The sequence below is a fragment of the Stackebrandtia nassauensis DSM 44728 genome (genome assembly GCF_000024545.1).
GTDB lineage: Bacteria > Actinomycetota > Actinomycetes > Mycobacteriales > Micromonosporaceae > Stackebrandtia > Stackebrandtia nassauensis.
In genome coordinates this window covers 2849307-2875652 of record NC_013947.1, presented here as the reverse complement: position 1 = coordinate 2875652, position 26346 = coordinate 2849307, and the positions used below count along the sequence as shown (strand labels likewise).

At 69.7% G+C, this 26346-nt stretch carries 23 protein-coding genes; 18 read left to right on the top strand and 5 right to left on the bottom strand.

Annotation, left to right across the window (positions count from 1 at the left end; genetic code table 11):
- Positions 1–108 precede the first annotated feature (108 nt).
- Genes gcvPA through SNAS_RS13440 form a run of 5 tightly spaced genes read left to right on the top strand, consistent with a single transcriptional unit; the run spans position 109 to position 5803 of the window.
- On the top strand, positions 109–1437 hold the full coding sequence (gene gcvPA, locus SNAS_RS13460) for an aminomethyl-transferring glycine dehydrogenase subunit GcvPA (RefSeq protein ID WP_013017979.1): 1329 nt from the start codon (positions 109–111) through the stop codon (positions 1435–1437).
- Entirely contained in the window at positions 1434–3032 is a 1599-nt protein-coding gene (gene gcvPB / locus SNAS_RS13455; RefSeq protein WP_013017978.1) for an aminomethyl-transferring glycine dehydrogenase subunit GcvPB, read from the top strand. Before gcvPA ends, gcvPB begins: the two co-directional genes overlap by 4 nt.
- Complete coding sequence (locus tag SNAS_RS32745; RefSeq protein WP_013017977.1) at positions 3029–4369, top strand: ATP-NAD kinase family protein; 1341 nt, start codon at positions 3029–3031, stop codon at positions 4367–4369. Before gcvPB ends, SNAS_RS32745 begins: the two co-directional genes overlap by 4 nt.
- Positions 4366–5118, top strand: a complete 753-nt coding sequence (locus tag SNAS_RS13445) for an SDR family NAD(P)-dependent oxidoreductase (protein WP_013017976.1) — start codon at positions 4366–4368, stop codon at positions 5116–5118. The genes SNAS_RS32745 and SNAS_RS13445 overlap by 4 nt, the downstream gene beginning before the upstream one ends.
- Before the next feature lie 28 nt (positions 5119–5146).
- Positions 5147–5803: a GntR family transcriptional regulator gene (locus SNAS_RS13440; protein WP_013017975.1), complete on the top strand. Its 657-nt coding sequence runs from the start codon at positions 5147–5149 to the stop codon at positions 5801–5803.
- A gap of 12 nt (positions 5804–5815) precedes the next feature.
- Here SNAS_RS13440 and SNAS_RS13435 read toward each other — a convergent pair whose 3' ends face one another.
- Complete coding sequence (locus SNAS_RS13435) at positions 5816–7258, bottom strand: MFS transporter (RefSeq protein ID WP_013017974.1); 1443 nt, start codon at positions 7256–7258, stop codon at positions 5816–5818.
- Positions 7259–7357: 99 nt separating this feature from the next.
- Here SNAS_RS13435 and SNAS_RS13430 point away from each other — a divergent pair, with 99 nt between their 5' ends.
- From SNAS_RS13430 to SNAS_RS13400, 7 genes are all read left to right on the top strand, one after another.
- On the top strand, positions 7358–8338 hold the full coding sequence (locus SNAS_RS13430; RefSeq protein WP_169313880.1) for an Lrp/AsnC family transcriptional regulator: 981 nt from the start codon (positions 7358–7360) through the stop codon (positions 8336–8338).
- Between the two features lie 109 nt (positions 8339–8447).
- Positions 8448–9821 (top strand): MFS transporter, encoded by a 1374-nt coding sequence (locus tag SNAS_RS13425; protein WP_013017972.1) that lies wholly within the window; start codon positions 8448–8450, stop codon positions 9819–9821.
- A gap of 109 nt (positions 9822–9930) precedes the next feature.
- Positions 9931–12084: a molybdopterin oxidoreductase family protein gene (locus SNAS_RS13420; RefSeq protein ID WP_041624861.1), complete on the top strand. Its 2154-nt coding sequence runs from the start codon at positions 9931–9933 to the stop codon at positions 12082–12084.
- Entirely contained in the window at positions 12084–13442 is a 1359-nt protein-coding gene (locus SNAS_RS13415; protein ID WP_013017970.1) for an FAD-dependent oxidoreductase, read from the top strand. The genes SNAS_RS13420 and SNAS_RS13415 overlap by 1 nt, the downstream gene beginning before the upstream one ends.
- A complete protein-coding gene (nirB, locus tag SNAS_RS13410) occupies positions 13439–15943 on the top strand; it encodes a nitrite reductase large subunit NirB (protein WP_013017969.1) in 2505 nt (834 codons plus the stop codon). Before SNAS_RS13415 ends, nirB begins: the two co-directional genes overlap by 4 nt.
- The gene (nirD, locus tag SNAS_RS13405) at positions 15940–16281 is read left to right on the top strand and encodes a nitrite reductase small subunit NirD (RefSeq protein ID WP_013017968.1); all 342 of its coding nucleotides are present in this window, start codon (positions 15940–15942) and stop codon (positions 16279–16281) included. Before nirB ends, nirD begins: the two co-directional genes overlap by 4 nt.
- Complete coding sequence (locus tag SNAS_RS13400) at positions 16278–17384, top strand: uroporphyrinogen-III synthase (RefSeq protein WP_013017967.1); 1107 nt, start codon at positions 16278–16280, stop codon at positions 17382–17384. Before nirD ends, SNAS_RS13400 begins: the two co-directional genes overlap by 4 nt.
- Positions 17385–17434: 50 nt before the next feature.
- Here the strand turns inward: SNAS_RS13400 and SNAS_RS13395 are convergent, their stop codons facing one another.
- Both SNAS_RS13395 and SNAS_RS13390 read right to left on the bottom strand, forming a co-directional pair.
- Positions 17435–17620 carry a hypothetical protein gene (locus SNAS_RS13395; RefSeq protein ID WP_013017966.1) on the bottom strand — a complete coding sequence of 62 codons (186 nt, stop codon included), beginning with the start codon at positions 17618–17620 and terminating at the stop codon, positions 17435–17437.
- A 6-nt stretch (positions 17621–17626) separates the two neighbouring features.
- Entirely contained in the window at positions 17627–18691 is a 1065-nt protein-coding gene (locus SNAS_RS13390) for a LacI family DNA-binding transcriptional regulator (protein WP_013017965.1), read from the bottom strand.
- Between the two features lie 126 nt (positions 18692–18817).
- Here SNAS_RS13390 and SNAS_RS13385 point away from each other — a divergent pair, with 126 nt between their 5' ends.
- Positions 18818–19216 (top strand): VOC family protein, encoded by a 399-nt coding sequence (locus SNAS_RS13385; protein WP_041624858.1) that lies wholly within the window; start codon positions 18818–18820, stop codon positions 19214–19216.
- Positions 19217–19246: 30 nt separating this feature from the next.
- Here the strand turns inward: SNAS_RS13385 and SNAS_RS13380 are convergent, their stop codons facing one another.
- The gene (locus tag SNAS_RS13380) at positions 19247–19930 is read right to left on the bottom strand and encodes a haloacid dehalogenase type II (RefSeq protein WP_013017963.1); all 684 of its coding nucleotides are present in this window, start codon (positions 19928–19930) and stop codon (positions 19247–19249) included.
- A 149-nt stretch (positions 19931–20079) separates the two neighbouring features.
- On the opposite strand from SNAS_RS13380, the gene SNAS_RS13375 reads away from it, so the two are divergent.
- From SNAS_RS13375 to SNAS_RS13355, 5 genes are all read left to right on the top strand, one after another.
- Positions 20080–21261: a cytochrome P450 gene (locus SNAS_RS13375; protein ID WP_013017962.1), complete on the top strand. Its 1182-nt coding sequence runs from the start codon at positions 20080–20082 to the stop codon at positions 21259–21261.
- 105 nt (positions 21262–21366) lie between these two features.
- On the top strand, positions 21367–22239 hold the full coding sequence (locus tag SNAS_RS13370) for a helix-turn-helix domain-containing protein (protein ID WP_013017961.1): 873 nt from the start codon (positions 21367–21369) through the stop codon (positions 22237–22239).
- A gap of 97 nt (positions 22240–22336) precedes the next feature.
- A complete protein-coding gene (locus tag SNAS_RS13365) occupies positions 22337–23152 on the top strand; it encodes a carbohydrate-binding protein (protein WP_013017960.1) in 816 nt (271 codons plus the stop codon).
- Positions 23153–23250: 98 nt separating this feature from the next.
- Positions 23251–24483, top strand: coding sequence for an erythromycin esterase family protein (locus tag SNAS_RS13360; protein WP_013017959.1), 1233 nt, complete (start codon positions 23251–23253; stop codon positions 24481–24483).
- Between the two features lie 257 nt (positions 24484–24740).
- Positions 24741–25745, top strand: coding sequence for an exonuclease/endonuclease/phosphatase family protein (locus SNAS_RS13355; protein WP_041624856.1), 1005 nt, complete (start codon positions 24741–24743; stop codon positions 25743–25745).
- 59 nt (positions 25746–25804) lie between these two features.
- Here the strand turns inward: SNAS_RS13355 and SNAS_RS13350 are convergent, their stop codons facing one another.
- A complete protein-coding gene (locus tag SNAS_RS13350; protein ID WP_013017957.1) occupies positions 25805–26275 on the bottom strand; it encodes a carboxymuconolactone decarboxylase family protein in 471 nt (156 codons plus the stop codon).
- Positions 26276–26346: the final 71 nt, after the last annotated feature.

Below are 26346 nucleotides of genomic sequence, written 5' to 3'. Positions count from 1 at the left end.
TAGTGAATACAAAATACTGATCCTTGCCATGGGCCGTTGTCAAGGTTTAATGTATTTTGAATACAAAATTCTACGAAATCGCGGCCGCCGCGATGACGAAGGAGAACCATGCCGCACCCGTACATCCCCAATGCGGAGCCGCAGGTCAAGGCGGAAATGCTCGCCGCGACCGGCGCCACCGACATCGAGGATTTCTACGCCGACATCCCCGAGCACCTGCGGCTGCGCCGCCCGCTCGACCTGCCCGAGCCGCTGCGCGGCGAGGCCGACCTGGTGCGCCACGTCGGCGGACTGCTGGACCGCAACACCAGCACCGCCGAGGCGCTCAGCTTCCTGGGCGCGGGCTGCTACCGGCACTACGTCCCGGCGGTCTGCGACGAGGTCAACTCCCGCAGCGAGTTCCTCACCGCCTACGCCGGTGAGCCCTACGAGGACCACGGCCGGTTCCAGGCCATGTGGGAGTACCAGTCCATGATGGGCGAACTCCTGGAGATGGACGTGGTGAACGTGCCCACCTACGACGGCTTCCAGGCCGCCGCCACCGCGCTGCGGATGGCGGGCCGCATCACCGGCCGCGGCCGCGTCGTCATCGCCACCCCCATCGATCCGGACAAACTGTCCAAGATCGAGGACTACCTGGACGGCGCGCTGACCATCGGCGGCGAACTGGACGGCGACGACCTCGCGGCGGTCTTCGTCGACTATCCGTCCTATCTGGGCGTCGTCGATCGGAAGACCGCCGAGTACGTGCGCACCGCCCACGACCTGGGAGCGCTGGCGGTCGTGGCCTGCGACCCGGTGGCCCTCGGCGTCCTGGCGCCCCCCGCGTCCTTCGGCGCCGACATCGTCTGCGGCGACATCCAGCCACTGGGCATGCACCCGCAGTACGGCGGCGGCCACGCCGGATTCATCGCCACCCGGGACGAGGAACGGTTCGTGATGGAGTTCCCGTCCCGGCTGTTCGGCATCGTTCCCACCACCGTGGAGGGTGAGTACGGCTTCGGCGACGTCGCCTGGGACCGCACCTCGCTGGGGGTGCGGGAACAGGGCCGCGAGTGGGTCGGCACCGCCGCCGCGCTGTGGGGCATCACCGCCGGGGTCTACCTGGCACTGATGGGCCCGCAGGGGATGCGCGAACTGGGCGAGGGCCTGATGTCCCGCTGCGCCTACGCCATGAGCCGGATCGGCGAGATCCCCGGCGTCGAGATCGTCGACGCCGCACTGCCCCACATCAAGGAGTTCGCCGTGCGATTCACCGGCGGCGCCACCGTCGCCATGGTCAACGCGGCGCTGCACGAACGCGGCATCTTCGGCGGCAAGGACCTGTCCGCCGACTTCCCCGAGCTCGGACAGTCCGCTTTGTACTGCGTCACCGAAATGCACACCAAGGCCGACATCGATCGCCTTGCCGCCGAACTGAAGGAGATCGTCAAGTGAGTGGCCACACCCCGCGCCGCGACATCGACCCGTCCGAGGCCCGCGTCGCCGCCAAGCCGCCGCTGCGCCGCTTCCACCAGGCCCGCTGGGACGAGTCGCTGATCTTCGAGCAGTCGAAGCCCGGCCAGCGCGGCGTGCTGCCGCCCAGCGTCGAGCCCGAGATCGCCGACGCCGTCGGCGATCCGGCCGCCGCGCTGCCGGACGAGCTCAAACGCGCCACCCCGCCCGCGCTGCCGGAACTGTCGCAACTGGAGGTGCTGCGGCACTATCTGCGGCTGTCGCAGGAGAACCTCGGCGTCGACTTCAACATCGACATCGGACAGGGCACCTGCACCATGAAGTACTCCCCCAAGGTCAACGACCAGCTGGTGGCCGGACACAAGCTCGCCGAGTTGCATCCGTTGCAGGACAACGGGACCGTGCAAGGTGTGCTGGAGATCTTCTCGCGTATGGAGGAGATGCTGGCCGAGATCTCCGGCATGGACCGGGTCAGTCTGCAACCGGGCGCCGGTTCGGCGGCGATCTGGACCAACGTGGCGATGGTGCGCGCGTACCACGCCTCCCGGGGCGAGTCGCACCGCGACGAGATCATCACGACGGTGTTCTCGCATCCGTCCAACGCGGCATGCGCCGCCACCGCCGGATACAAGGTGATCACCCTCTACCCGGACGCCGACGGCTACCCGGATCTGGACGCGCTCAAGGCCGCGGTCGGCGACCGCACCGCCGCGCTACTGATCACCAACCCCGAGGACACCGGGATCTTCAACCCGCGCATCGAGGAGTTCGTGGCGGCGGTGCACGAGGTCGGCGGGCTGGCGGTCTACGACCAGGCCAACGCCAACGGCATCCTGGGCATCACCCGGGCCCGCGAGGCGGGCTTCGACCTGTGCCACTTCAACCTCCACAAGACCTTCTCCACCCCGCACGCCTGCGGCGGACCGGCCGCCGGGGCCTGCGGCGTCACCAGTGCCCTGGAACCGTTCCTGCCCAAGCCGACCGTCGAACACGACGGCACCCGGTACTGGCTTGACCACGACCGTCCACTGTCAATCGGGAAGGTGCGCCCGTTCCTGGGGGTGGCCGCCAACGTCGTGCGGGCCTACGCGTGGATCATGAGCCTGGGTGCCGAGGGGCTGCGCGAGGTCGCCGAGACCGCGGTGCTCAACAACAACTACCTGCTGGCCGAGATGCTCAAGATCGACGGCGTCTCAGCGCCGTACGCGGAGGGCAAGCACCGCATCGAGCAGGTGCGGTACTCGTGGCAGAAGCTGCACGAGGACACCGGCGTGCACTCGGAGGACCTGGGGCTGCGGGCCGCCGACTTCGGGGTGCACTACTGGACCAGCCACCATCCGCACCTGGTCGCTGAACCGGCCACTCTGGAGCCGACCGAGTCGTATTCGAAGGCGGACCTGGACGAGTACGTCGCGATCATGCGCCAGGTGGCGCACGAGGCGTACACCGAACCGGAGACGGTGCGCACCGCGCCGCACCGGTCCACGATCCACCGCACCAAACACGACACGCTCGAGGACCCGGGCACCTGGGCCGTGACGTGGCGCGCCTACCGACGCAAGACGGCGACGGAATGACAACCGTTGGGCTGCTGGTGAACCCGGTCGCCGGGCTGGGCGGCACCGTCGGTCTCAAGGGGACCGACGGGCCGCTGGCCGAGCGAGCCCGCGACCTGGGCGCCACCCCCAGGGCCACCGACCGGGCCGCCCTGGCACTGTCCGAGCTGGCCGCGCGCTGGCCCGGCTTCGCGCTGACAGCTGAGCCCGAACCTGCCGCGGCGACCGTCGGCGGCCACCAGCCGGCCCCGGCCGCGAAGCCAGACGGCGGGGCCGGAGCGGCTGACGCCGACACCCTGCCGGACCCGGCCACGCGGTTTGACGGCCCGACGCTGCTGACCGTGGCCGGGGACATGGGGGCCGACGCGGCGCTGCTGGCCGGGGTCGCCGCGACGGTCGTGTGCGACCGCCCGTCCGCAACCTCGGCCGCCGACACCGTCCGGGCCGCGCAAGCGCTTGTCCGGGCCGGGGCCGAGCTGCTGCTGTTCGCGGGCGGCGACGGCACCGCCCGCGATGTGCTGGCGGCCTTGGAAAGCGGTCAGCCGACGACCGACGACGGCTCCGGCTCCGGCTCCGGCTCCGGCTCCGGCTCCGGCTCCGGCTCCGGCTCCGGTCATAGCGTGGCCCCCACCGCTCGCGACGGCGTCGCGGTGATCGGGATTCCCGCCGGGGTCAAGATCCACTCGGCGGTCTACGCGGTCAACCCGCGCGCGGCCGGAGAGGTGGCCGCCGCCTTCCTGGCCGGAACCGCCGCGTCCGCCCCCGCCGAGGTGCTCGACCGGCCCGACGGTGAAACCGTCGGCACCGTCCTCTACGGGCACCTGCCGGTGCCGAGGCTGCCGCACCGCGTGCAAAGCGGCAAGATCGGCTCCACGGTGACCGGCGGCGACGACCCAGCCGGTATCGCCGCCCACCTGCGCGACACCCGCTCCCTCGGCGGCATCGACATCGTCGGGCCCGGCACCACCACCAACGCCGTGCTCGCGGCGCTCGGCGTCACCGTCGAGCCCACCGGCGTCACCGTTGTGGACGCCGCCGGGCTGGTGGCCACCGACGCCGACGCCACCACCCTCGTGCGGCTGGCCGCCGCGCGTCCCGCCCGGGTCGTGGTGTCGCCGATCGGCGGCCAGGGCTTCCTGCTGGGCCGGGGAAACCAGCAGCTCACCCCCGAACTGCTGCGCTCCTGCGGCCGTGACGCGATCATGATCATCAGCGGCGAGGCCAAACTGGCCGCGCTGGCCGGTCGTCCACTGCTTGTGGACACCGGCGACGAGACGCTCGACGCCGACCTGCGCGGCTACCGGCCGGTCATCACCGGCCGCGACACCACCGTGATGTACCGAATAGGAGAGAAATGAGCGAACTGGACGGAAAACGCGCCATAGTGACCGGCGCCGGATCGGGCATCGGTCGGGCGACGGCCGAACTGATGGCCGAGCAGGGTGCGCGGGTCGCGGTCGTCGACCTCGACGCCGATGCCGCCCGCGAGGTCGCCGAAGGCATTGGCGCCCAAGCGATCGCGATAGCCACCGACGTCTCCAAGGCCGCCGACTGCGACAACGCGGTCGCCACGGCCGCCGCCGAGTTCGGCGGACTGGACGTGCTGGTCAACAACGCCGGGATCATCCGCCGTTCCACGGTCTGCGAGATCACCGAGGAAGACTGGGACCTCGTCATGGCCGTCAACATCAAGTCGGTGATGCTGATGAGCCGCCGCGCCATCCCACACCTGAAGGCGGCCGGTGGCGGCAGCATCGTCAACACCGGTTCCGGCTGGGGAATCCAGGGCGGCGGACAGGCGGTGTCCTATTGCGCGTCCAAGGGCGCGGTGGTCAACATGACCCGTGCGATGGCCATCGACCACGGTCCCGATAACATCCGTGTCAACTGCGTCTGCCCGGGCGACACCGCCACCCCGATGCTCGCCGAGGAAGCCCGGCAGCTCGGTGAGGCACCCGGCGCCTTCTACGCCGACGCCGCCGATCGGCCGTTGCGGCGCATCGGACAGCCCCGCGACATCGCCTCCGCCATCGCCTATCTGGCCGGTGACGGGGCGGCGTTCGTCAGCGGCGCGGTCCTGCCCGTCGACGGCGCCGGAACCGCCTGAACTGTACACATCGGAACGGAGTGAGGACATGGTCATTGAGCGCCGCCCGCTGCGCGACGAGATCAAACGCGAGGTGCTGGAACGGTTTCGCCGGGGCGACTACCCGGCCGGGCACAACATCCGGGAGAGCCAGCTGGCCGCCGACCTGGGGGTGTCGCGCACACCGCTGCGCGAGGCGCTCATCGCGCTTGAGATCGAAGGACTGATCAAGTCCCAGCCGGGCAAGGGTTTCCGGTTCGCGCCGGTCAGCCCCAAGGAGTACAAGGAACTGGGGCCGGTGGTGGCGGCCCTGGAGGCGCTGGCCCTGGAAACCTCCGACAGGGACTACATAGACACCACGGCACCGAGACTGCTGGCGCTGGCCACCGAGTTCGACGCCTCGGTGGCCACCCAGGCCGAGATCGACGAACGCGACGACGAATGGCACGACCTGCTGTTGGGCGGCTGCGACAACGAACGCCTGATGGACCTGCTCACGACGCTCAAGGCGAGCCTGCGGCGCTACGTGCATCTGCTGGTCGACGACGAGACCCAGCTCAGCCGCTCCGCCGGTGAGCACCAGCTGATCGCCGAGCGCCTGATCGCCGGGGACCTGCCGGGAGCTGTGGAAGCCCTGAAAGCCAACTGGAGCAGCGGTTCGGCGCGGATCCTGGAGAAACTGGCCGAGCTGGACGGCCAGCGGTAACCGCGGCCGCCGCTACGGCTGGCCGACGTCCTTCGGGGAGGACAGCATGGCGGTGGCGGACACGGCGAGCACCAGCGCGATCGCGAGACAAGTCCCGAAGACGATGGCGAGTGCGCCGCCAGGGGTGCCGGTGTGGTGGAGGTAGACCGCTCCCAGACCGGCGACCCCGGCGGTGCCGCCGAGTTGCTGGACGCTGTTGAGCAGGCCAGCGGCGGAGCCGGTCTCGTGAGGCCGGACCCGCGCCAAGGCGGCGGTGAAGAACGGGACCGTGACGAGGCCGCCGCCGATCCCGGCAAGGCCGAGGGAAACCGGGAGCCACGGCGACAGCGACGGGACCGGTGCGAGGTTCGCGGCCGGAGCGAGGTTCGCGGCGACGACGCCACCCGCACAACCGAGTCCCAGCAGGCCGACGCCGACGAGCATGAGCTTCGGGCCAGTGCGCGCGAGCAGCACCTGGCCAGCAAGCAGTGACGCGACCGCCAACCCCAGCGAAAACGGGAGCACGGTCAGGCTGGCGACAAGCACCGACGCCCCCAGTCCCTCCTGGACGTACAGGACGACCACGAAGACCAGTCCGGTCGAGACGGCGAAGTAGAGGACGCTGCTGAGCAGCGCGGCGGGGAAGCCGCGATCGCGGAACAGGCTGGGTTCGACGATGGGGTCTCGCCCACGGGCACGGGTCTTTCGCATGTGGACGGCCAGACCGGCCGCACCGATGAGCCCGACGGCGACGAGGGCCAACCTGGCCCACGGCGGGATCGTGGCGTCGATGGCCGGGACGAGGAGAGCGGCGGCGACAGCAGTGGCGATGAGTGCGCCGCTCACGTCGATGCTCGGTTTGCGGTCCGCTCGGTCCTCTGGCAGGAATCGAATGCTGCCCAGGACGGCAAGACCCAGCGGCAGGTTCGCCAGGAACACCACCCGCCAGGACAGTCCGGCGATGTCGGCGCTGGTGAGGACTCCGCCCAGCACCGGCCCGGCGACGGCGGTCAGGCCCATCACCGGTCCGATGAGGCTCAGGGCCCTGCCGAGCGCCGCTCCGTCGAACATCGCCTTGATCAGGCCGATCGTCTGCGGGATGAGCAGTCCGGCGCACACGCCTTGAACTGCTCGGGCCGGTAGCAGCACCGCCATCGACGGCGCGACGGCGCACACAGTGGACGAGGCGAGGAAGCCCGCGAGGCTGATGAGCAGGATCCGGCGTCGGCCGTGGATGTCGCCCAACCGTCCACCGGGGATCAACGCGATGGCGAACGGGAGGGTGTAGGTGGCGGCGATCCACTGGAGGCTCGACGCGGAGCCGTGAACGTCGGCTCGGATCACGGGGGCGGCCACGGTGGTGATGGTGGCGTCGAGCAGGTTCATCGCCTCGGCGAGGAGCAGGCCGGTCAGTCCGACCCAGCGGCGCCAGGAGTGCGCGGGGATCGCGCGGGAGGGTTCGATGTCTACGGTCATGAGCCCAGCGTGGGCCCGGGGAGCGGAATCTAGACGTTTCACGCCATGAACCGAGCAAAACTAGCGTTCATGACTCTTGGTATTGCGATAATGTGCAGCGTGACTCAGCCCTTGGATCGCCTGGACCACCAGATACTGCACGCGCTGGGCATCAACGGGCGGGTGCCGTTCCGGCGGCTGGCCCAGGCCCTGGACGCGTCCGAGCACACGGTTGCCCGCCGGTACCGGAGGCTCGTCGAACGCGACGTCGTCCGGGTGGTCGCCGCACCGGCGCCCCGCGACAGCGACATGGGCCAGCTGCTGCGACTCCAAGTCCATCCTGGATCGAGCAAGCGCCTCACCGAGGCTTTGGTGAATCGCGACGACGTGTCATGGCTGCGCACCGCCGGTGGCGGCGCGGAGATCATGTGCGGCGTCCGCGCTCCGTCGTCCCCGCAACGCGACAAACTGATCCTCGAACAGCTTCCCCGCACCGGCAAGGTCACCAGGGTGACGACCTACGATGTGCTGCACCACTTCCGCACTCCCGGGCACGCCGACTGGGAGGGATTCCCCGACCGGCTCGACGACCGGAAACGCGAACTGATCCGCGACCACGACCCGACCGGCGCACCGGCGCCGCGACCCGCCGCCGAGGACGCCGCGCTGCTGAAAGCACTCACCCTCGACGCCCGGCAGAGCTCGGCGCGGCTGGCCGCCGCGACCGGCCAACCCGAGTCCACCGTCCGGCGCCGCCTCGATCAGCTGTTGGCCTGCGGTGCGATCCAACTCGACCGCGACCTCGATCCGCTGTCGCTGGGCTATCCCATCAGCGCCAGTCTTTACATCGACGTCAGCCCCAAGCATCTGCACGCCGCCGGTGCGGCGCTGGCGGCGCACCGGCCGACGACATTCGTCGCCGCCGTCACCGGACCGGCCAACCTGCACGCCGCCGTGTCCGTCCGGACCCTTGCCGACCTCTACGACTACGTGAGCTCCACACTGACCGAAATCGACGGTGTGCTGCGCGTCGAAACCTGTCTGGCCGGGCCGTTCCTGAAGCACGCCCGGACCATCTGGCTCGCCCGCCACGATCGGTAGCCCCTCCCCCGCGATCGCACATCGCGTGGTCGCGGCCGTGAAACCGAATTCACGGGCCCGGTATCGCGGCGGCATCGACGGGCAATCAGGCGCCGGGAGGGTCGGCGCCATGACGATGACGAACGCTCCCGAGAAACGCCGCTGGATCACCGACTGGAACCCCGACGACGAGACCTTCTGGCGGGCCGGTGGCGCCCGGGTCGCCCGCCGCAACCTGATCTGGTCGATCCTGGCCGAGCACCTCGGGTTCTCGGTGTGGCTACTGTGGTCGGTGGTGGTGGTCAGCCTGCCCGCCGCCGGGTTCGACTTCGGGGTAGACCAGCTGTTCTGGCTGGTGGCGGTGCCGAACCTGTTCGGGGCGTTCATGCGCATCCCCTACACCGCGGCCGTGGCCCGGTTCGGCGGTCGCAACTGGACCACGGTCTCGGCGGCGCTGCTGCTGGTGCCGCTGGGGCTGCTCACCTACTGCGTGACCACGCCGGGCACCCCGTACGAGCTGTTCCTGCTGGCCGCGATCACCGCCGGGTTCGGCGGCGGGAACTTCGCCTCCAGCATGGCCAACATCTCGTACTTCTATCCGGACCGGTACAAGGGAACCGCGCTGGGGCTCAACGCGGCCGGCGGCAACATCGGTGTCGCGGTGGTGCAGTTCCTGGTGCCGCTGGTGATCGGCGTCGGTGTCATTGGCACGGCACAGTCGGACGGGCTGTGGCTGCACAACGCGCCACTGCTGTGGATCGTCCCGGTGGTGGTGGCGGCGGTGTGCGCGTGGCGGTACATGGACAACCTCGCGGTCTCGCGCACTCCGTTGCGGGTTCAGTTGCGGGCGTTGCGTTCCAAGCACTGCTGGATCATGTCGGGGCTGTACATCGGCACCTTCGGTTCCTTCATCGGCTACTCGGCGGCGTTCCCGCTGGTGATCAAGGCGGAGTTCCCGGACATGTCGGCGTTGTGGCTGGCCGCGCTGGGTCCGCTGGTCGGTTCGGTCGCGCGGCCGTTCGGGGGCTGGCTGTCGGATCGCTCCACCGGCGCCCGGGTCACCAACTGGTCGTTCGCGGGCATGGGGCTGGGCGCGATCAGCGCGGTGGCGGCGCTGTCGGTCGGGTCGTTCGGGTGGTTCTTCGCGTCGTTCCTGGCGCTGTTCGTGCTCAGCGGTGTCGGCAACGGTTCGACGTTCCGGATGATCCCGGCGATCTACCGGGCCGAGGCGGCCACGAGCGACGGCCCGGAGGCGACGGCGGCGCTTGACCTGGCGCGCAAGCGTTCGGCGGCCGTCATCGGGTTCTCCTCGGCCGTGGGTGCTTTGGGCGGCTTCGCGATCCCGCGTGGGTTCGGAGCCTCGCTGGCGGCCACCGGTTCGGTGGATACCGCGCTGCTGGTGTTCGTGGTCGTCTACGCCGGGTGTGGGGTGGCCAACTGGTGGTTCTACCAGCGCACCGTGCTGACCACCCGACTGCCGAGCCTGGCCCACGCCCGGGTGTGAACCCGTGGTGCGGTCTGTCGACGTCACGCCAGCGTCGGTGCGGGTGACTTTGCACAACCGAAACAATCACGCTTTGTCGGCGAAACGCGTGCCCCGCAACATTCAAGGCATGACCACCCCCACCGACGGTTCGCGAGTCGCGACGCACTGTCCCTACTGCGCCCTGCAGTGCGGGATGACGCTGTCGCACGAAACCGACGGTGGGGTTTCGGTGGCGCCCAGGGGAGGCGGCCTGTGCCACAAGGGCTGGACGGCTCCCGAGCTGCTCGACCATCCCGACCGGTTGACAGCGCCGCTGCTGGGCGGGCGGCCCGCCGACTGGCCGCGCGCACTCGACCGGGTCGCCGAGGCGATCCGCGAGACCCAGGAACGGTACGGGCCCGACGCGGTGGCCGTGTTCGGCGGCGGTGGGCTGACCAACGAGAAGGCGTACCTGTTGGGCAAGTTCGCGCGGGTCGCGTTGGGCACCAGCAATATCGACTACAACGGCCGGTTCTGCATGTCCTCGGCGGCAGCGGCCGGAAACCGGGCGTTCGGTGTGGACCGGGGGTTGCCGTTCCCGCTGGAGGATCTGGCGCAAGCCGACACCGTCCTGTTGGTGGGCGCCAACCCGGCCGAGACGATGCCGCCGATGATGCGGCACCTGGCCCGGCCCGATCTGGTGGTGATCGACCCCCGGCTGACCGAGACCGCCGCGCGGGCGCGGCTGCACCTGCGTCCGTTGCCGGGTACCGATCTGGCGCTGGCCAACGGGTTGTTGCACATCGCGATCGAACGCGGCTATGTGGACGATGACTTCGTCGCGTCGCGCACCACCGGTTTCGCGGCGGTCGGGCGTGCCGTCGCCGGTTACTGGCCCGCGTTCGTGGAGCGGATCACCTCGGTGTCGGTCGCCGACCAGTACCGGGCCGCCGAACTGCTGGCCACCGGGAACCGGGCGATCCTGACCGCGCGCGGCGCCGAACAGCACTCCAAGGGTGTCGACACCGTTTCGGCCTGGATCAACCTGGCGCTGGCGCTGGGCCTGCCAGGCAAACCGTCCAATGGCTACGGTTGCATCACGGGGCAGGGCAACGGACAGGGTGGACGCGAGCACGGGCAGAAGGCCGACCAGTTGCCCGGTTACCGGCGCATCGACGATCCGGTGGCCCGCGAGCACGTCGCGAAGGTCTGGGGTGTGCCGCCACAGTCGCTGCCCGGACCGGGGCGGCCCGCGATCGAGCTGCTCGGCAGTCTCGGTCGCGACGTGAAGACGTTGCTGGTGTTCGGGTCCAACCCGGCGGTGTCCGCGCCGAACTCGGCGGTCGTGACCGAGCGGCTGAAGGGGCTGGATCACCTGGTGGTGGCCGATTGCGTGCCGTCGGAGACCGTCGCGCTGGCGGAGGTCGTGCTGCCGGTGACGCAGTGGGCCGAAGAGGACGGGACCCTCACCGACCTGACCGGACGCGTGATCCGGCGCCGCGCACTGCGCGAACCGCCGTCGGGTGTCCACTCCGACCTGTGGGTGCTGCGCGAACTGGCGAAGCGGCTGGACGCGCCGAGCCGGTTTCCGGATACACCGTCCGAAGTGTTCGACGAACTGGCGGCGGCGAGCGCGGGCGGCGTGGCCGACTACAGCGGCATCGACTACGCGAGGCTCGACGCTGGGGAGCGGTTGCACTGGCCGTGCCCGGCCCCGTCGCGGCCAGGGTCGGCCGACGACGCTCGGCCCGTGCCCGGCCAACGCGGCCCAGCAGGAGCGGCCGAAACGGCAGGCGACGCCCGGCCCGCCTCCGGCCAACGCGGCCCCGCGCGCGGGCATTCCGGCACCCCGCGCATGTTCGCGGGCGGGCGGTTCGCGACTCCCGACGGTCGGGCTCGGTTCACCGCCGTCGAGCACCGTCCCGCCGCCGAGACCGCCGACACGGGTTACCCGCTGCTGTTGACCACCGGGCGGGTGCTGACCCAGTACCAGTCGGGCGCCCAGACCCGCCGTACCTCACTGCCGGGACGGCAGGAGATCGAGCTGCACCCCGATACCGCGCGGCGCTTCGGGATCGGCCCCGCCGACTCGGTGACCGTGACGAGCCGACGCGGTTCCTTCACCGCGCGGGCCAAGCTCACCGAGTCCATCCGCACCGACACGGTCTTCGCCTCGTTCCATTGGCCCGACCGCGAAAACGTCAACCGGGCGGTCAACGACGTCGTTGACCCGGTTTCAGGAATGCCGGAATTCAAGGTGTGCGCGGTGCGAATCGCGTCGACGACTTCGGAGGACAACTGATGCGAGTGGTGATCGCCGGATACGGCATGGCCGGGGCCCGGCTGGCCCGGGAACTGGGCGGACGCGGCGCCGAGGTGACCGTGTTCGGGGCCGAGTCGGAGGCCGCGTACAACCGGGTGCTGCTGTCGGGACTGCTGGCGGGCAGCCACAGCGAGACCGGGGTTCGGCTTCCGCCCCCACCGGACAACGTGGACATCAGGCTGGACACGCCGGTGTCGTCGATCGACACCGTGGGACGCACCGTCAACGGCGTCGGCTATGACGCACTGGTGCTGGCGACCGGCGCCGACGCGATCATGCCGCCGATCCCGGGCCTGGCGCCGTCCGAACGCGTCATGGCGTTTCGGACGATGGCCGACTGCCGCCGCATCATCGAAGCCAGCCGCGGCGGCGACCGGGCGCTGGTGCTGGGCGGCGGCCTGCTGGGCGTCGAAGCGGCCAGAGGGCTCGCCGGACGCGGCATGCGCGTCACCGTCGTGCACGCCGCCGAGCACCTCATGGAGCGGCAGCTCGACCCGGCGGGCGCCGCGATGCTCGCGGGCACACTGGACTCCATCGGGGTCGCGTCACGCACCGGCGCGGCGGCCGTCGCGGTCGACCAGAGCGGCGACGAGGTCCGGCTGCGGCTGGCCGACGGCACCGAACTGTCCGGCGACCTGCTGGTGGTCTCGTGCGGGGTGGCACCCAATATCGGGCTGGCGCGGCGCGCCGGGCTGCGCGTCAACCGGGGTGTCGTCATCGACGACCGTTGCCGCACCAGCGATCCGCGCGTCTACGCCATCGGCGACTGCGCCGAACACGATGGACACTGCTACGGCCTGGTCGGTCCGGCCTGGGAACAGGCCGACGTGGTCGCCGACGTCCTGTCCGGGCAGGAGGGCGGCTACCGGGGTTCGCGGCAGGTGACCCGGTTGAAGACCGACGGCATCGACCTGGCCGCCATGGGCGTCGTGGACGGCGACGAGGTGGTGTCCTTCGCCGACCCGGTCCGGCGCACCTACGCCCGGCTGGTCATCGAGGCCGGACGGCTGGCGGGCGCGATCCTGTTGGGCGACAACCCGACCGTCGGTGACCTGGTGCGGATGTTCGACCAGGGGGAACCGGTGCCGTTCGATCGCCGCAGGCTGCTGCTGGGCGCGGCGGCCCCGGTCGCCGAGAGCGCCGACGACGAGACGGTGTGCCGCTGCAACAGTGTCGACGCCGCCGCCATCACCTCGGCCTGGCACGGCGGCGCCCGCACCGTCGAGCAGTTGGCCGCGAAGACGCTGGCCACCACCGGCTGCGGCGGCTGCACCGACACGGTGTCGCGCATGTGCGAACGGCTGGGACGCACCGAGTTGTCGGGGGTGCGGTCATGAAGCGGATCGTCGTCATCGGCGATGGCATGGTGGGACGGCATTTCACCACCACGCTGCGCGAACGCGAGCCCGGCTGGTCGGTGACGGTGCTGGCCGAGGAGAACCGGCCCGCCTACGACCGGGTCCGCTTGTCGGCGTACTTCGACGGCGCCACCGCCGCCGACCTCAGTCTCGGTGAACTCGACGACGGAGTGGACCTGCGGCTGGGCGAGGCGGCGGTGCGCGTCGACCGCGAACGGCACGTCGTTCACTCCGCACTGAGCGAGTACCCCTACGACGCGCTGGTGATAGCCACCGGCTCCTATCCTTTCGTGCCACCGATTCCCGGCACCGACTCCCCCGGCTGCTTCGTGTACCGGACCCTCGACGACCTGGAGGCGATCCGGGACCACGCCGCCGGGGTCGACCGTGGCGTGGTGGTCGGCGGCGGGCTGCTCGGGCTGGAGGCCGCCAACGCGCTGCGGCTGCTGGGCCTCGACACGACCGTGGTCGAGTTCGCGCCGCACCTGATGCCCGCGCAGCTGGACGAAGCCGGTGGCGCGGTGCTGCGCGGCCACCTCGAACAGCTCGGCATCCGGATCGCCTGCGGCACAGCGGTCGCCGCGGTGACGACCGACGCGGCCGAGCGACAGTCGGCGACGCCAGGCGGCGGCAACACCGAGCCGCCGCGGGCCGCGTCCGGCGGGCTGCGGCTCACGACGTCCGACGGGACTCACCTCGACACCGGTCTCGTCGTGTTCGCCGCTGGGGTGCGGCCCCGCGACGCGATCGGCCGCGACAGTGGACTGGCGATGGCCGAGCGCGGCGGCATCACCGTCGACGACACCTGCCTGACCTCCGACCCCGACGTGTACGCGATCGGCGAGTGCGCCGCCGTCGACGGCCGCTGTTTCGGCCTGGTGGCACCCGGATACGCGATGGCCGAGGTGGTGGTGGACCGGCTGTGCGGCGGCGACGCCCGCTTCGCCGGGGCCGACACCTCGACCAAGCTGAAACTGCTGGGCGTCGACGTCGCCTCCTTCGGCGCGCCTGACGGTCCACTGTCCACGAACTATCTGGACCCGACCGAGGGCGTCTACGCCAAACTGGCGCTGTCCGACGACGCCCGCACGCTGCTGGGCGGCATCCTGGTCGGCGACACCGAACCGTACGGACTCCTGCGCGCCTCGGTCGGCGGCCCGGTTCCGGCCCGGCTGGCCGACCTGCTGGCCCGAGCGGTCCCGGACGCCGAACTGCCCGACAGTGCCCAGATCTGCTCGTGTCACGCCGTCACCAAGTCGGCGATCACCTCGGCGATCGCCGAGGGCGCCTGCGACGTGGCCTCGCTGGGCGCGTGCACCAAGGCGGGCAGCGGCTGCGGTTCCTGTGTCCCGCTGTTGAAGCAGCTGCTGGCTGATTCCGGTGTGTCCCAGAACAAGGCGGTGTGCGAGCACTTCGCGTACTCGCGGGCGGAGCTGTTCGACATCGTCCGGTGTGCCGGTATCACCACCTTCAGCGACCTGATCGCCCAGCACGGCACCGGACGCGGCTGCGAGGTCTGCAAGCCCGTCGTGGCCTCGATTCTCGCCTCGCTCGACAATGGCCACATTCTGGACGGTGAACAGGCGGCGCTCCAGGACACCAACGACCACTTCCTGGCCAACCTGCAACGCAACGGCACCTATTCGGTGGTGCCGAGGGTGCCCGCCGGGGAGATCACGCCGGAGAAGCTGATCACCATCGGCGCCATCGCCCGCGACTACGGCCTGTACACCAAGATCACCGGGGCGCAACGCATCGACATGTTCGGGGCCCGGGTCGAGCAGCTGCCCGCGATCTGGCGGCGGCTCGTCGACGCCGGGTTCGAGTCCGGGCACGCCTACGGCAAGGCGCTGCGCACCGTGAAGTCCTGTGTGGGCACGACCTGGTGCCGTTACGGTGTCCAGGATTCGGTGACGCTGGCCATCGACCTGGAGCTGCGGTACCGGGGTCTACGGTCGCCGCACAAGCTCAAGTCCGCGGTGTCGGGCTGCGCCAGGGAGTGCGCCGAGGCGCGCGGCAAGGACTTCGGGATCATCGCCACCGAGGCGGGCTGGAACCTCTACGTGGGCGGCAACGGCGGCTTCACGCCCCGGCACGCCCAACTGTTGTTGTCCGATCTGGACACCGAATCGCTGGTGCGCTATATCGACCGGTTCCTGATGTTCTACGTCCGCACCGCGGATCGCTTGCAGCGCACCGCGGCCTGGCTGGAGAACCTGGACGGCGGGCTGGACTATCTGCGGGAGGTGATCGTGGACGACCGGTTGGGCATCTGCGCCGAGCTGGACGCGGCGATGGACCGGCACGTGGCGTCCTATCGGGACGAATGGTCGGCGGTGCTGGAGGACCCGGACAAGCTGTCCCGGTTCGTGTCCTTCGTCAACGCGCCCGAGACCCCGGACCCGTCGATTCGCTTCGACACCAGCCGGGGGCAGCCGCTGCCGGTGATGCTGGAACGGCCCCGGGTGAGGGCGTCATGAGCTGGGAACCGATCTGCGCGCTGGAACAGCTGACGCCCGAACGCGGCCGCGCGGCGCTGCTGCCGGACGGCACCCAGGTGGCGCTGTTCCGCACCCGCGACGACGATCTGTTCGCGGTGGAGAACCTCGACCCGTTCAGCAACGCCTACGTCATGTCGCGCGGCATCCTCGGCGACCGCGCCGGAACCCCGACCGTGGCCTCCCCGATGTACAAACAGGTCTTCGATCTGGCCACAGGGGAGTGTAAGGACGCCGAGCGGGTGCGGTTGCGGACCTTCGAAGTGTCCTGTCGCGACGGAGTGGTCGCGGTCCGGGTCCCGGAGGCGGTGCCGGTATGACCGGGCCGCTGACCGGTTACACCGTGGCCGTCACGGCGCAGCGCCGGGGCGAGGAGCTGGCGGCGCTGTTGGGTCGGCGCGGCGCCAAGACGGTGCTGGCGCCGGTGCTGCGGATGGTGTCGCTGCCCGACGACCAGGCGCTGCGGGCCGCGACGGTGGAGCTGATCAACGATCCGCCCGACGTCACGATCGCGACCACCGGCATCGGTTTCCGGGGCTGGCTGGCCGCCGCCGAGGGCTGGGGGCTCGGCGAGGCGCTGCACGCCGCGCTGGGCAGCGGCAGGGTGTGGTGCCGGGGCCCCAAGGCGCTGGGGGCGGTGCGGGCGGCGGGATTGCGCGAGGAATGGTCGGCGCCCAGCGAATGCGGCTGGGAGGTGTCGGAGCGGCTGCGCGGCGAACCGCTGTCGGGCCAACGGGTCGCGGTCCAGTTGCACGGCGACCCCAGCGACGACTTCACCGACACGATCCGCTCCGGCGGCGGCCACGCGGTGCCGATCCCGGTGTACCGCTGGATGTTGCCCACCGACATCACGCCGGTGCGGCGGCTGGTGGATCAGGTGTGTCTGCGCCGGATCGACGCGGTCACGTTCACCAGCGCGCCCGCCGTCAACGCGCTGCTGCGCATCGCCGGTGACCAGCGCACCGAACTGCTGGCCGCGCTGCGGGCCCCGGCCGACGACGGCGGGGTCATGGCCGCCGTCGTCGGCCCGGTCACGGCGGCGCCGCTGACGAGAGACGAGGTGCCGGTGGTGATGCCGGAGCGGGCGCGGCTGGGTTCACTGGCACGGCTGGTGACCGCCGAGCTGCCGGGCCGGGCGTCGCGACTGACGCTGGCCAGCGGGCACACCGTGGAGCTGCGCGGACATCTGGTGATGGTGGACGGTCAGGTGCAACCGCTGCCGCCCGCGCCGATGGCGATCCTGCGGGCGCTGTCGGCGGCCAAGGGCCGGGTGCTGACCCGCACCGAACTGCTGCGGTGCCTGCCCCGGGGCTGTGACCGGCACGCGGTGGAGATGGCGGTCACCCGGCTGCGGGACGGCCTGGGGCTGCGCAGCTGCGTCCAGACCGTCATCAAACGCGGCTACCGGCTGAACCTGCTGTGAACACGACGACGCCGGAGTCCAGTATGGAACTCCGGCGTCACGGTATTGGTTTACAGGTTCGGCACCGGCTCCAGCCGGTTGGCGACACGGCGCAGGGTGCTGGCCGCGCTGCGGCGCACCGGACCGACCCGCTTGGGACGGCTCGGGCGTTCCGGCTGTACCGGTGCGTCGGGCATCGCGGAGTGCGCGAGGCGGCGGGTCATCTCAACGCCGATCATCGAGGCGATGGGTTCCATGGTGGGTCAGCTCCTTTCCGCCGGACCGGTCGTGGTCCGGACGATGAATTCGGTAGGCAGCAGGACGTGCCGGTCTCCCGGGTCGTCCGGCGGGTCGAGCAGCAACTCGCCTGCTATGACTCCCTTGTCGATGGCGGGCTGGCGCACGGTGCTGAGGCCGACGGTCTGGGCTTCGGGTATGTCGTCGAACCCGGTGACCGACACGTCGAGGCCGGGGCGAAGCCCTCGGTCCCGCAGCGCGTCGATGGTGCCCAGCGCGACCAGATCGGTGCACCCCAACACGGCGGTCGGCCGGGGCGAGGTGTCCAGGACGTGCGCGGCGGCGGCGTGCCCCGCCGCGCGGCTGTTGGTCACCGTGTTGACCACGGTGACGGTGGACCAGTCGAGGTCGGCGTCGACGACGGCGTCGCGGATGCCCCGCAACCGTTGCCGCATCTCGAAGTCCTCGATCTTGTCGATGTCGGGTGCCGGGATCGGTCCGAGCCGGGCACCGTCCACATCGTCGTAGGCGGCCAGCACGGCCAGGCGCCGGTGGCCCAGCCGCAGCAGGTGGGCCGCCGCCTGCCGGCTGGCGGTGCGGTCGTCGATGCCGACGCTGAAGTCGTAGGCGTCGGGCCGAAACGCGGTGGTCACGGCCGGTCGTCCGATGGACTTCATGACGGTCTGGGAGTGGTGCCAGTCGGGGACACAGTAGACACAGAAGCCGTCGACGACGGCCTCGCGGACCTTGGCCGCGGCGGTCTCGTCGTCGTCGTGGGACAGCGGGATCAGCAGCAGACCGGTGTCGTGGCGTTCGGCGGCCTCGGACAGGCCGCGCAGGAACCGCACGGCGTAGGGGTCGATGAACGCGTAGGACAGGGTCGTGGTGAACAGGACCCCGATCGCCCCCGCGCGGCCCCGCCGCAGCGAGCGGGCGGTCGCGTTGGGTCCGGCGTAGCCCAGTTCCCTGGCGGCGTCGAGGATCTTCTGCCGCAGTTCGGGAGACAGCTGGTCGGGGCGGCTGTAGGCGTTCGACACGGTACTGCGCGAGACGCCGACGACGTCGGCGACCGTCTGTAGTGTCGGCTTCATTCTCTACCCCTTTCTGTATCGATCCAGAACTCCTTCTGAATCGATACAGTACTCCCCTGGCGCGGGCTCGTGCAAGCCCTTTGACCAGGTTTCGGATGTTCGCCGCGACACATTTACAGTTGCCGGATGCATATGCACCTGATCGCGCTGGTCGTGGCGGAATACGACCCCGCCATCGAGTTCTTCACCCGGATTCTCGGCTTCGAACTGGTCGAGGACTCGCCGTCCCAGACCAACGACGGCCGGCCCAAGCGGTGGGTCGTGGTGCGGCCGCCCGGTGCCGAGACCGGCATCCTGCTCGCCCGCGCCGACGGCGAGAAGCAGCGCGCCGAGATCGGCAACCACGCGGCGGGCCGGGTCGGGCTGTTCCTACGCGTGGACGACTTCGACGCCAGCTACAAGCACATGGTCGATTCCGGTGTCACGTTCACCAGCGAACCGCGCACCGAGCCTTATGGACAGGTCGCGGTGTTCGTGGACATCGCGGGCAACAAGTGGGACCTGCTCGGTCCGGCCCCGGCATAACCGCGCGGCCGTCGAGCTGAGCGGGGCCGCCTAGTCATCGCCGAGCGTCGCCGCCAGGTCGGCGAGGCTGGCGGCGTGCAGGTCGAACGCGTCGCTGTCCCGCGGCGGGTCGCCCACCGGCCGGGGCACGTAGGCGGTGCGCAGCCCCACCTCTTGCGCGGCCCGCAGGTCCCACGCGTGGGCCGCGACCTTGAGCACCCGCTGCGGTGCGCTCCCGGCCAGGTCGACGGCGAGCCGGTAGACCTCGGCGGCGGGTTTGTAGCTGTTGGCGTCCTGCGCCGACAGCAGGAAGTGCCAGCGCAGTCCGGCCTTGGCGCTCAGCCGGGTCAGTGTCGCCCGGCTGGCGTTGGACAGGCCGACGATCGGGAACTGCCGCGCGAGTAGTTCCAGGCCCGCGACGGTGTCGGACCAGGGTTCGAGTCGCCGCTCGACGGTGGCGAGCCGGCCGATGGCGGCGGCGTCGGTGACCCCGCACTTGTCCGCGACGAGTTCGGCGGCCTCGCGATCGACGGTTTCGCTGTCGGCGTAGGGATCGCGGCCGTCGAGCATCCGCTGCTGCCGCCGCGCGACGTGGTTCTCCCACAGTTCGGCGAGCCCGTCGATGTCGCCGTCGGGAGCCAGTTCGCGGATACCGTCGCGGATCCCGCCCGGTTCGTTGACGAGGGTTCCCAGTACGTCGAACACGACGAGGTCGATGTCAGCCCGCGAGAGCATGCCGTTCCGCCTTTCCGAGGTGGTAAGGACCCGTCCAGCAACGAGGCCTGTCGCGATATTCCTCCCGAAATGATCTTGAAGGGAGAGCGCACGGCCTGTGACGCTGACGCTACGGTAGACATACCGTTACACCCCATGAGGAGTCTGCCATGGAAACCCCTACCCTCCCCTTTGAACGGACCAAAGTACTCGAACTTTCACCCCTGGCCCGCAAGCTTCAGGAAGCCGGACCCATCCACAGGATCCGCACCGCTGTAGGCGACCCCGCCTGGCTGGTCACCCGTTACGCCGAGGTCAAGGAGCTGTTCGGCGACAACCGGCTGGGCCGTTCCCATCCCGACCCGGCGTCCGCCTCCCGGATGAACCACTCCGCCGTCTTCGGCGGTGGTCCCACCGGAGAGTTCGACACCGAACCCGAAGACGCCGTGCGGTTCCGGCGGCTGTTGCAGCCACTGTTCTCCGCCAAGCACATGCGTCTCATGCAGTCGCGAGTGGACGAGCTGGTCAGCGGCCTGCTCGATCCGCTGGAGGGCGCGACGGAACCGGTCGATCTGCACCAGGCGCTCGCGCTTCCGTTGCCGGTGCTGGTGATCTGCGAACTTCTCGGCGTGCCCCTCGACGACCGCGACGCGTTCGTGGCCTGGAGCCAGGACGCCGGGGTCGTCGATGACCAGGCCCGCTCCGAGGCCGGGATGGCGAACCTGATGGGCTACATCTACCAGCTGGCCATGAAGAAGCGGGCCAACCCGGGCAAGGACGTGCTCAGCGCGGTGGCCGCCGCCGAGCACCTGCCCGACGAGGAGGTCACCCGGCTGGGTGCCGGGCTGCTGTTCGCCGGTCACGAGACGACGGTGACCCGGATCGGTTTCGGGGTCTTCCTGCTGCTCACCAAACCCGAGCAATGGCAGTCCATGCTGGAGGATCCGGAGCTGATGTCGACCGCCGTGGAGGAGATCCTGCGGGCCCCGGTGGCGGGTGGACTCGAGGGGATCCCCCGCTATGCCCGCAGCGACATCGAGTTCGCCGGGGTCACGATCAAGGCCGGCGACCTCGTCATCCTCGACCTCTCGGCGGCCAACCACGACCCTCGGGCCTTCGCCGATCCCGACGAGTTCGACGTGTCCCGGCCCGCCAACACCCACGTGGGCTTCGGTCACGGACTGCACTACTGCATCGGGGCTCCGTTGGCGCGCATCGAGTTGCGCTCGGTGTTCGCGCAGCTGCCGCGCCGGTTCCCGAACCTGCGGTTGGCGGTGGCTCCCGAGGACATCGAATGGCGGGAGAACCAACTGACCGGTGGTCTCAAGGCGCTGCCGGTCTCGCTGACCTGACACCTCCCGTGGCCGCCGGTTCCCCGGCGGCCACGGGTTCGCAAGTGGTACAACAGAAGCCGAACTCTTAGGATTGTTTTGCAATCCGCGAGCAGAGGTAACCGCATGCGTGCTCCCACCCTGGATACCGAACGCCCTGATCCCGTTGAGCTGCACCGGTTGTGCGTACCCGACCCCGAACGGGTGCCCATGGCCATCGGCAGCTTCGACTCGATCGGCCCGCTGTCGCGCGCCGACTTCCCGCACCGGCACACCTTCTATGAACTGGTCCTGGTCACCGCCGGAACCGGCTGGCACGTCGTCGACTTCGCCGCCCACCCGATCCGGCCACCGCACCTGGGTTTCATCGCGCCCGGGCAGGTGCACTGGTGGCGCGACGCGGTCGGCCTCGACGGCCAGGTACTGCTGTTCACCGACGAGTTCCTGCTGGCCCACCCGCGCGACCGCGAGGTCTGGCAGGCACTGGGACGCCGCCCCTGGCTGAACCTCACCGGCTTCGAACGCCGCGAGTTCGCCGCGCTGTTCGCTCAGCTCAGCGCCGAGTACCGGCGCCGCGACGCGGGATTCCTGTCGGTGCTTCAGTCCTATCTGCACGTCCTGTTGGTGCGTGCCTGCCGGGTCGCCGACGGCATGGCCCTGACGATGGCGACCGACCGGCCCGCCGCGGTGGTCCGCGAGTTCAACCGGCTGGTCACCCACTCGGGCTGGAGCGGGTACTCGGTGCGCGACTACGCCACCCGGCTGGGCGTATCGGTCGGCTATCTGACCGAAGTGGTCAAACAGGTCCGGGGCGTCACACCCGGCCAGCTGGTGCGGCGCGCCCGGGTGCTGGAGGCCCGGCGACTGCTGGGCGGTTCCGACCTGACCATCGCCCAGGTGTCGCACGCGCTGGGTTTCAGCGATCCGGCCTACTTCTGCCGGTTCTTCCGCCGCGAGACCGGATCGACCCCGGGCAGCTTCCGGCGCTCCGTCGACTGAAATCACCAGCATTGCCGAACTTTGTCCATCGATCTTGAGCGCGGGCGCGAATAACGTCAGGTCTCACCGATTCCGTTAGCAGCAAAGGAGTCCAGCGATGACCGGCAATCCCGAATCGCCCGACGAACGCCCCGGCGACGCCGAACCGCGCCGGGGCATCACCCGCAAACACCTGCTCAACACGGCGGCGGTCGCGGTGCCCGCCTCGTTCCTGGTCGGCGCCGCCCCCGCCCAGGCCGACAGCGACCAGTCCGGCAAGCGGCTGTCCCCCACCCCCTCGTGCGACGACGGCGACGACCCGACCCCGCCGCAGACCGAGGGACCGTACTTCAAACCCAACTCGCCCGAACGCACCACGATGCTCGACGGGCCCGGCACCCGGCTGGTGCTCACCGGGATCGCCTTCGGGCTCGACTGTCAGCGACTGCCCGACGTCCTGCTCGACTTCTGGATGGCCGACACGTACGGCCAGTACGACAACGTGACCTATCGGTTCCGCGGCCACCAGTACACCGCCGGGGACGGCTCGTTCACTCTCACCACGATCGTCCCCGGCCTGTATCCCGGTCGCACCAGGCATATCCACGTCAAGGCGCAGGCGCCCGGCAAACCCGTCCTCACCACCCAGCTGTACTTCCCCGGCGAACCGGGCAACAACACCGACCCGATCTTCGACGCCCGGCTGCTGATGGACGTGCGCACCGTCGGCAGCGGCAAGGAGGCGAGCTTCGAGTTCGTCCTCAATGTCGACGGCGGCCCCGGCGAACCCGGCGGCACCTGGCGTTCGGGGACCTCCTACAAGGCCGGTGACAAGGTCACCTACAACGGCACCCAGTACCAGTGCCAGATCGCCCACACCGCCCAGCCCGGCTGGGAACCACCGTCGACACCCGCGTTGTGGCGCCGGGTCTGAGAACGCCACATCGACACCACCGCGCCGACCCGACCGGGTAGGTTGGCGCGGTGGTGGCACCTCGCCGCCACCGCACGCGTCGAGGGAGGACCACCGGCATGTTCGACGACTGGCTGCGCGAGCACGTCCACGCGCTGGACACCACCGATCCGGCGGCCCCGTTGGACGACCTGGAACCGCTGCGCGAGCTCGTCGGCGAGGCCCGGGTGGTCGCCGTCGGCGAGAACTCCCACTTCATCGCCGAGTTCGCCGCGCTGCGGCAGCGGGTGCTGCGCTTCCTCGTGGAACGCTGCGGCTTCACGATCTTCGGCTTCGAGTACGGCTTCAGTGAGGGCTTCGCCGTGGCCGACTGGGTCCGCGGCGACGTCGACGACCTGCCGTCCCATGTCGACGCCGAACTGCCGCTGGGCCTGGACGGGCCGCTGCACTGGCTGCGCGAGCACGGTTCCGGGGTCCGGTTCGTCGGCATCGACATCCCCGAGGCGGGCGGATCGCTGCTGCCCGCGCTGCGCCCGGTGGCCGGGTACCTCCAGGGCATCGACCCCGACGCGGCGGTCTTCGCCGAGCAGGCCATCGCGATCGCCGAACGGGTCGCACGCCCCTCGGCGGCGGCCGGTGCCCCGGCGTGGGCCCGGCTCGATCCGTCCGAACAGGACGCGCTGACGGCGGCCCTGGCCCGCCTGCTGAACCGGTTCCGCGCCGCCAAGGCGCTGTACGTCGACCGCACCGACGAGTACGGCTACGCGGTGAACCTGCGGCGGGTGGAGGGTGCGTTCGTCGCCGACTACCAGATCCGGGCCATGGCGGCCCTTTTCGCCGGTGGCGGCCTGGTCGCCGACACCACCGCCCGCGACGTCTACATGGCCGAATCGGTGCGCTGGCACCTGGAGCACGCCCGGCCCGGCGAGCGGATGCTGCTGGCGGCGCACAACGCCCACATCCAGAAGGCCCCGGTCAGTTACGGCGGCCAACTGTCGGCGTTCCCCATGGGTTTCCACCTGGCGGAGATGTTCGGCTCCGACTATGTCGCGTTGGCGCTGACCAGCATGGCGGGTCACACGGCGGAGATGGAGCTGGACGAGTCGGCGCACTTCGGTTTCGTGGTGGACGAACAACCCCTGGCCCCGCCCGAGGCGGGCAGCGTCGAAGCGGCCCTGACCTCGGCGCCGTTGTCGCTGGCCGCGCTGCGGGGAGCCCCCGAAGGCGGTCCCGACCGGATCCGGATGCACGCCGGTTATCTCCAGCTGCCGGTCGCGGCGGCGTTCGACGGGGTTGTGTGCGTGCCGGAATCCACAGTGGCGGCGAACGCGCGGTACCTCAAATCGTCCTGAGGCGAGTTCATATGGGCACCAAGCATTTCCGTTGGTGCATATTTCTATATTCGCACATCAAACCGCGATTACGCAATTCTCCAATATCGACAGCGCCGAAAGCCCGAGTTCACCTGCGGTACACCATTTTCCGATTCAGGATTCACCCAGCACCGGACATTTCCCCCTACCATTGACTCATGGACGATCGCTCCCATCGTCCATTAGTGATTGGGAGGTTTCCCATGAGGAGATTCGCGCAATCAAGAATTTGGACGGTGATCGCCCCTGCCGTCCTCATGATGCTCGGAACCGTTGTCGTCGCCGACACCGCGGCCGCCAACAACCGGGCAGCGCCCACCATTACGGCCTACACCAACAACATCGAGAACCTGCTGACCAAGAAGGAGACCTGCGAGGGCGACTGGGACGAGCTGATCTACTACATAGCCGAGAACAGCACCCCCGATCTCTTTCTGCTGCAACAGGTCAGCGACATGAAGCAGGTCAACAGGTTCATCGAGGAACTGGAGGAACACTCAGACGGCAACTACAGCGGCCTCATCGCCGACACCGAGCCCAACGGCGGCGGTCGATGCGGTCCCGAGAAAGCCCGACAGCTCAACGCGATCGTGTGGAACACCGACTCGCTCACCTACGTGAAGGGAACTCGCGCCATGTGGCAATCGATGCGCGAGAACCCCGACTCCGGTGGCAGTCAGTGCGTCAAGAACGACCAGTCCCGCACGGTCAACGTCAAGGCCAACTTCAAGCACCGCAACGGACAGGTGATCACCGCCGCGTCCATTCACTGGCCGACCCACGCCAGCGGTAACTTCAAGTGCGCGGACAACAGTGCCCGTGAACTCGACGACGAGCTGAAGGAATCCCCCTACAAGAAAGCCGCGCTGCAGATCGTCGGCGGCGACATGAACTACCGGGACGTCAACTCCTCCAACGACTGGTCCAAGTGGTACAAGGAGATGCGGGCGAACGACTTCGCCGACCCCGTCCGGGGTCTGTGTGGTCCGACCGGTGGTTGCAACGACGGACTGTGGACTCACATCACCGACGGGGTGAAGCGTCGCATCGACTACCTGTTCGCGCGTCGCGGAACCTCCAACCCCGCGGCGTCCTTCGGAGCGTCCAATGTGACGTTCTCCTCCGCCCAGGATGCCGAGGAACGGGACCATGACGAGAGCGACTCCGGCTGCACCACCTACCCGGGACGGTCGGGTTGCTTCTACTCCGAACACCGAGCGGTGACGGGACGAGTCTTCTAGATCCAGGTCATCGAACCCGAAGGGGCCCACGCACAGCGTGGGCCCCTTCCCTTGTGTCCCTAGTTCTGCCACTGCTCGGCGGGGGCGACACCCGGGATCGGCTGACCGATGAGGGCCAGCGGGATGTAGAACCCCATCTGGCCGAGCACACTGGTGAGCGTGACGAGTTCCCGCTCGTCGTAGTGCTTCGCGGCCTCGGCGTACACCTCGTCGGATACCCGGTCCCCGGACGGGTTCGGCGTGTGGACGGCCTCGGCGAGCGCGAGCGCGGCCCGTTCGGCCTCGGTGAAACACGGTGCCTCCCGCCAGGTGGCCACGGCGCCGAGCCGTTCGGCGGTGTCCTCGGACTGTCGCAGCACGCGGACGGTGAAGTAGGCGCTGCCCAGGATCTGCCCGACGCGCAACTGCAACAGGTCGACAGTGGTCTGCGGCAGTGTGCCGTCGGCGTTGACCTTGTTGACCGCGGCCGTGATGTCGGCGAGCGCGGGAATCAACGCGACGGGGTTGGAGAAACGGGAAGTGGCGGTCATGACTGGATTCCTCTTTCCATACTCGTGATGGGATACGCCTACTTGACGAATCGTGGGAGTCAGATCAGACC

Bases quoted from the DNA above. Each gene is read 5' to 3' on its own strand.
- gcvPA (WP_013017979.1), top strand. From the start codon at position 109: ATGCCGCACCCGTACATCCCCAATGCGGAGCCGCAGGTCAAGGCGGAA.
- SNAS_RS32745 (WP_013017977.1), top strand. From the start codon at position 3,029: ATGACAACCGTTGGGCTGCTGGTGAACCCGGTCGCCGGGCTGGGCGGC.
- SNAS_RS13445 (WP_013017976.1), top strand. From the start codon at position 4,366: ATGAGCGAACTGGACGGAAAACGCGCCATAGTGACCGGCGCCGGATCG.
- SNAS_RS13440 (WP_013017975.1), top strand. From the start codon at position 5,147: ATGGTCATTGAGCGCCGCCCGCTGCGCGACGAGATCAAACGCGAGGTG.
- SNAS_RS13435 (WP_013017974.1), bottom strand. From the start codon at position 7,258: ATGACCGTAGACATCGAACCCTCCCGCGCGATCCCCGCGCACTCCTGG.
- SNAS_RS13425 (WP_013017972.1), top strand. From the start codon at position 8,448: ATGACGATGACGAACGCTCCCGAGAAACGCCGCTGGATCACCGACTGG.
- SNAS_RS13420 (WP_041624861.1), top strand. From the start codon at position 9,931: ATGACCACCCCCACCGACGGTTCGCGAGTCGCGACGCACTGTCCCTAC.
- SNAS_RS13415 (WP_013017970.1), top strand. From the start codon at position 12,084: ATGCGAGTGGTGATCGCCGGATACGGCATGGCCGGGGCCCGGCTGGCC.
- nirB (WP_013017969.1), top strand. From the start codon at position 13,439: ATGAAGCGGATCGTCGTCATCGGCGATGGCATGGTGGGACGGCATTTC.
- nirD (WP_013017968.1), top strand. From the start codon at position 15,940: ATGAGCTGGGAACCGATCTGCGCGCTGGAACAGCTGACGCCCGAACGC.
- SNAS_RS13400 (WP_013017967.1), top strand. From the start codon at position 16,278: ATGACCGGGCCGCTGACCGGTTACACCGTGGCCGTCACGGCGCAGCGC.
- SNAS_RS13395 (WP_013017966.1), bottom strand. From the start codon at position 17,620: ATGGAACCCATCGCCTCGATGATCGGCGTTGAGATGACCCGCCGCCTC.
- SNAS_RS13390 (WP_013017965.1), bottom strand. From the start codon at position 18,691: ATGAAGCCGACACTACAGACGGTCGCCGACGTCGTCGGCGTCTCGCGC.
- SNAS_RS13385 (WP_041624858.1), top strand. From the start codon at position 18,818: ATGCATATGCACCTGATCGCGCTGGTCGTGGCGGAATACGACCCCGCC.
- SNAS_RS13380 (WP_013017963.1), bottom strand. From the start codon at position 19,930: ATGCTCTCGCGGGCTGACATCGACCTCGTCGTGTTCGACGTACTGGGA.
- SNAS_RS13375 (WP_013017962.1), top strand. From the start codon at position 20,080: ATGGAAACCCCTACCCTCCCCTTTGAACGGACCAAAGTACTCGAACTT.
- SNAS_RS13370 (WP_013017961.1), top strand. From the start codon at position 21,367: ATGCGTGCTCCCACCCTGGATACCGAACGCCCTGATCCCGTTGAGCTG.
- SNAS_RS13365 (WP_013017960.1), top strand. From the start codon at position 22,337: ATGACCGGCAATCCCGAATCGCCCGACGAACGCCCCGGCGACGCCGAA.
- SNAS_RS13360 (WP_013017959.1), top strand. From the start codon at position 23,251: ATGTTCGACGACTGGCTGCGCGAGCACGTCCACGCGCTGGACACCACC.
- SNAS_RS13350 (WP_013017957.1), bottom strand. From the start codon at position 26,275: ATGACCGCCACTTCCCGTTTCTCCAACCCCGTCGCGTTGATTCCCGCG.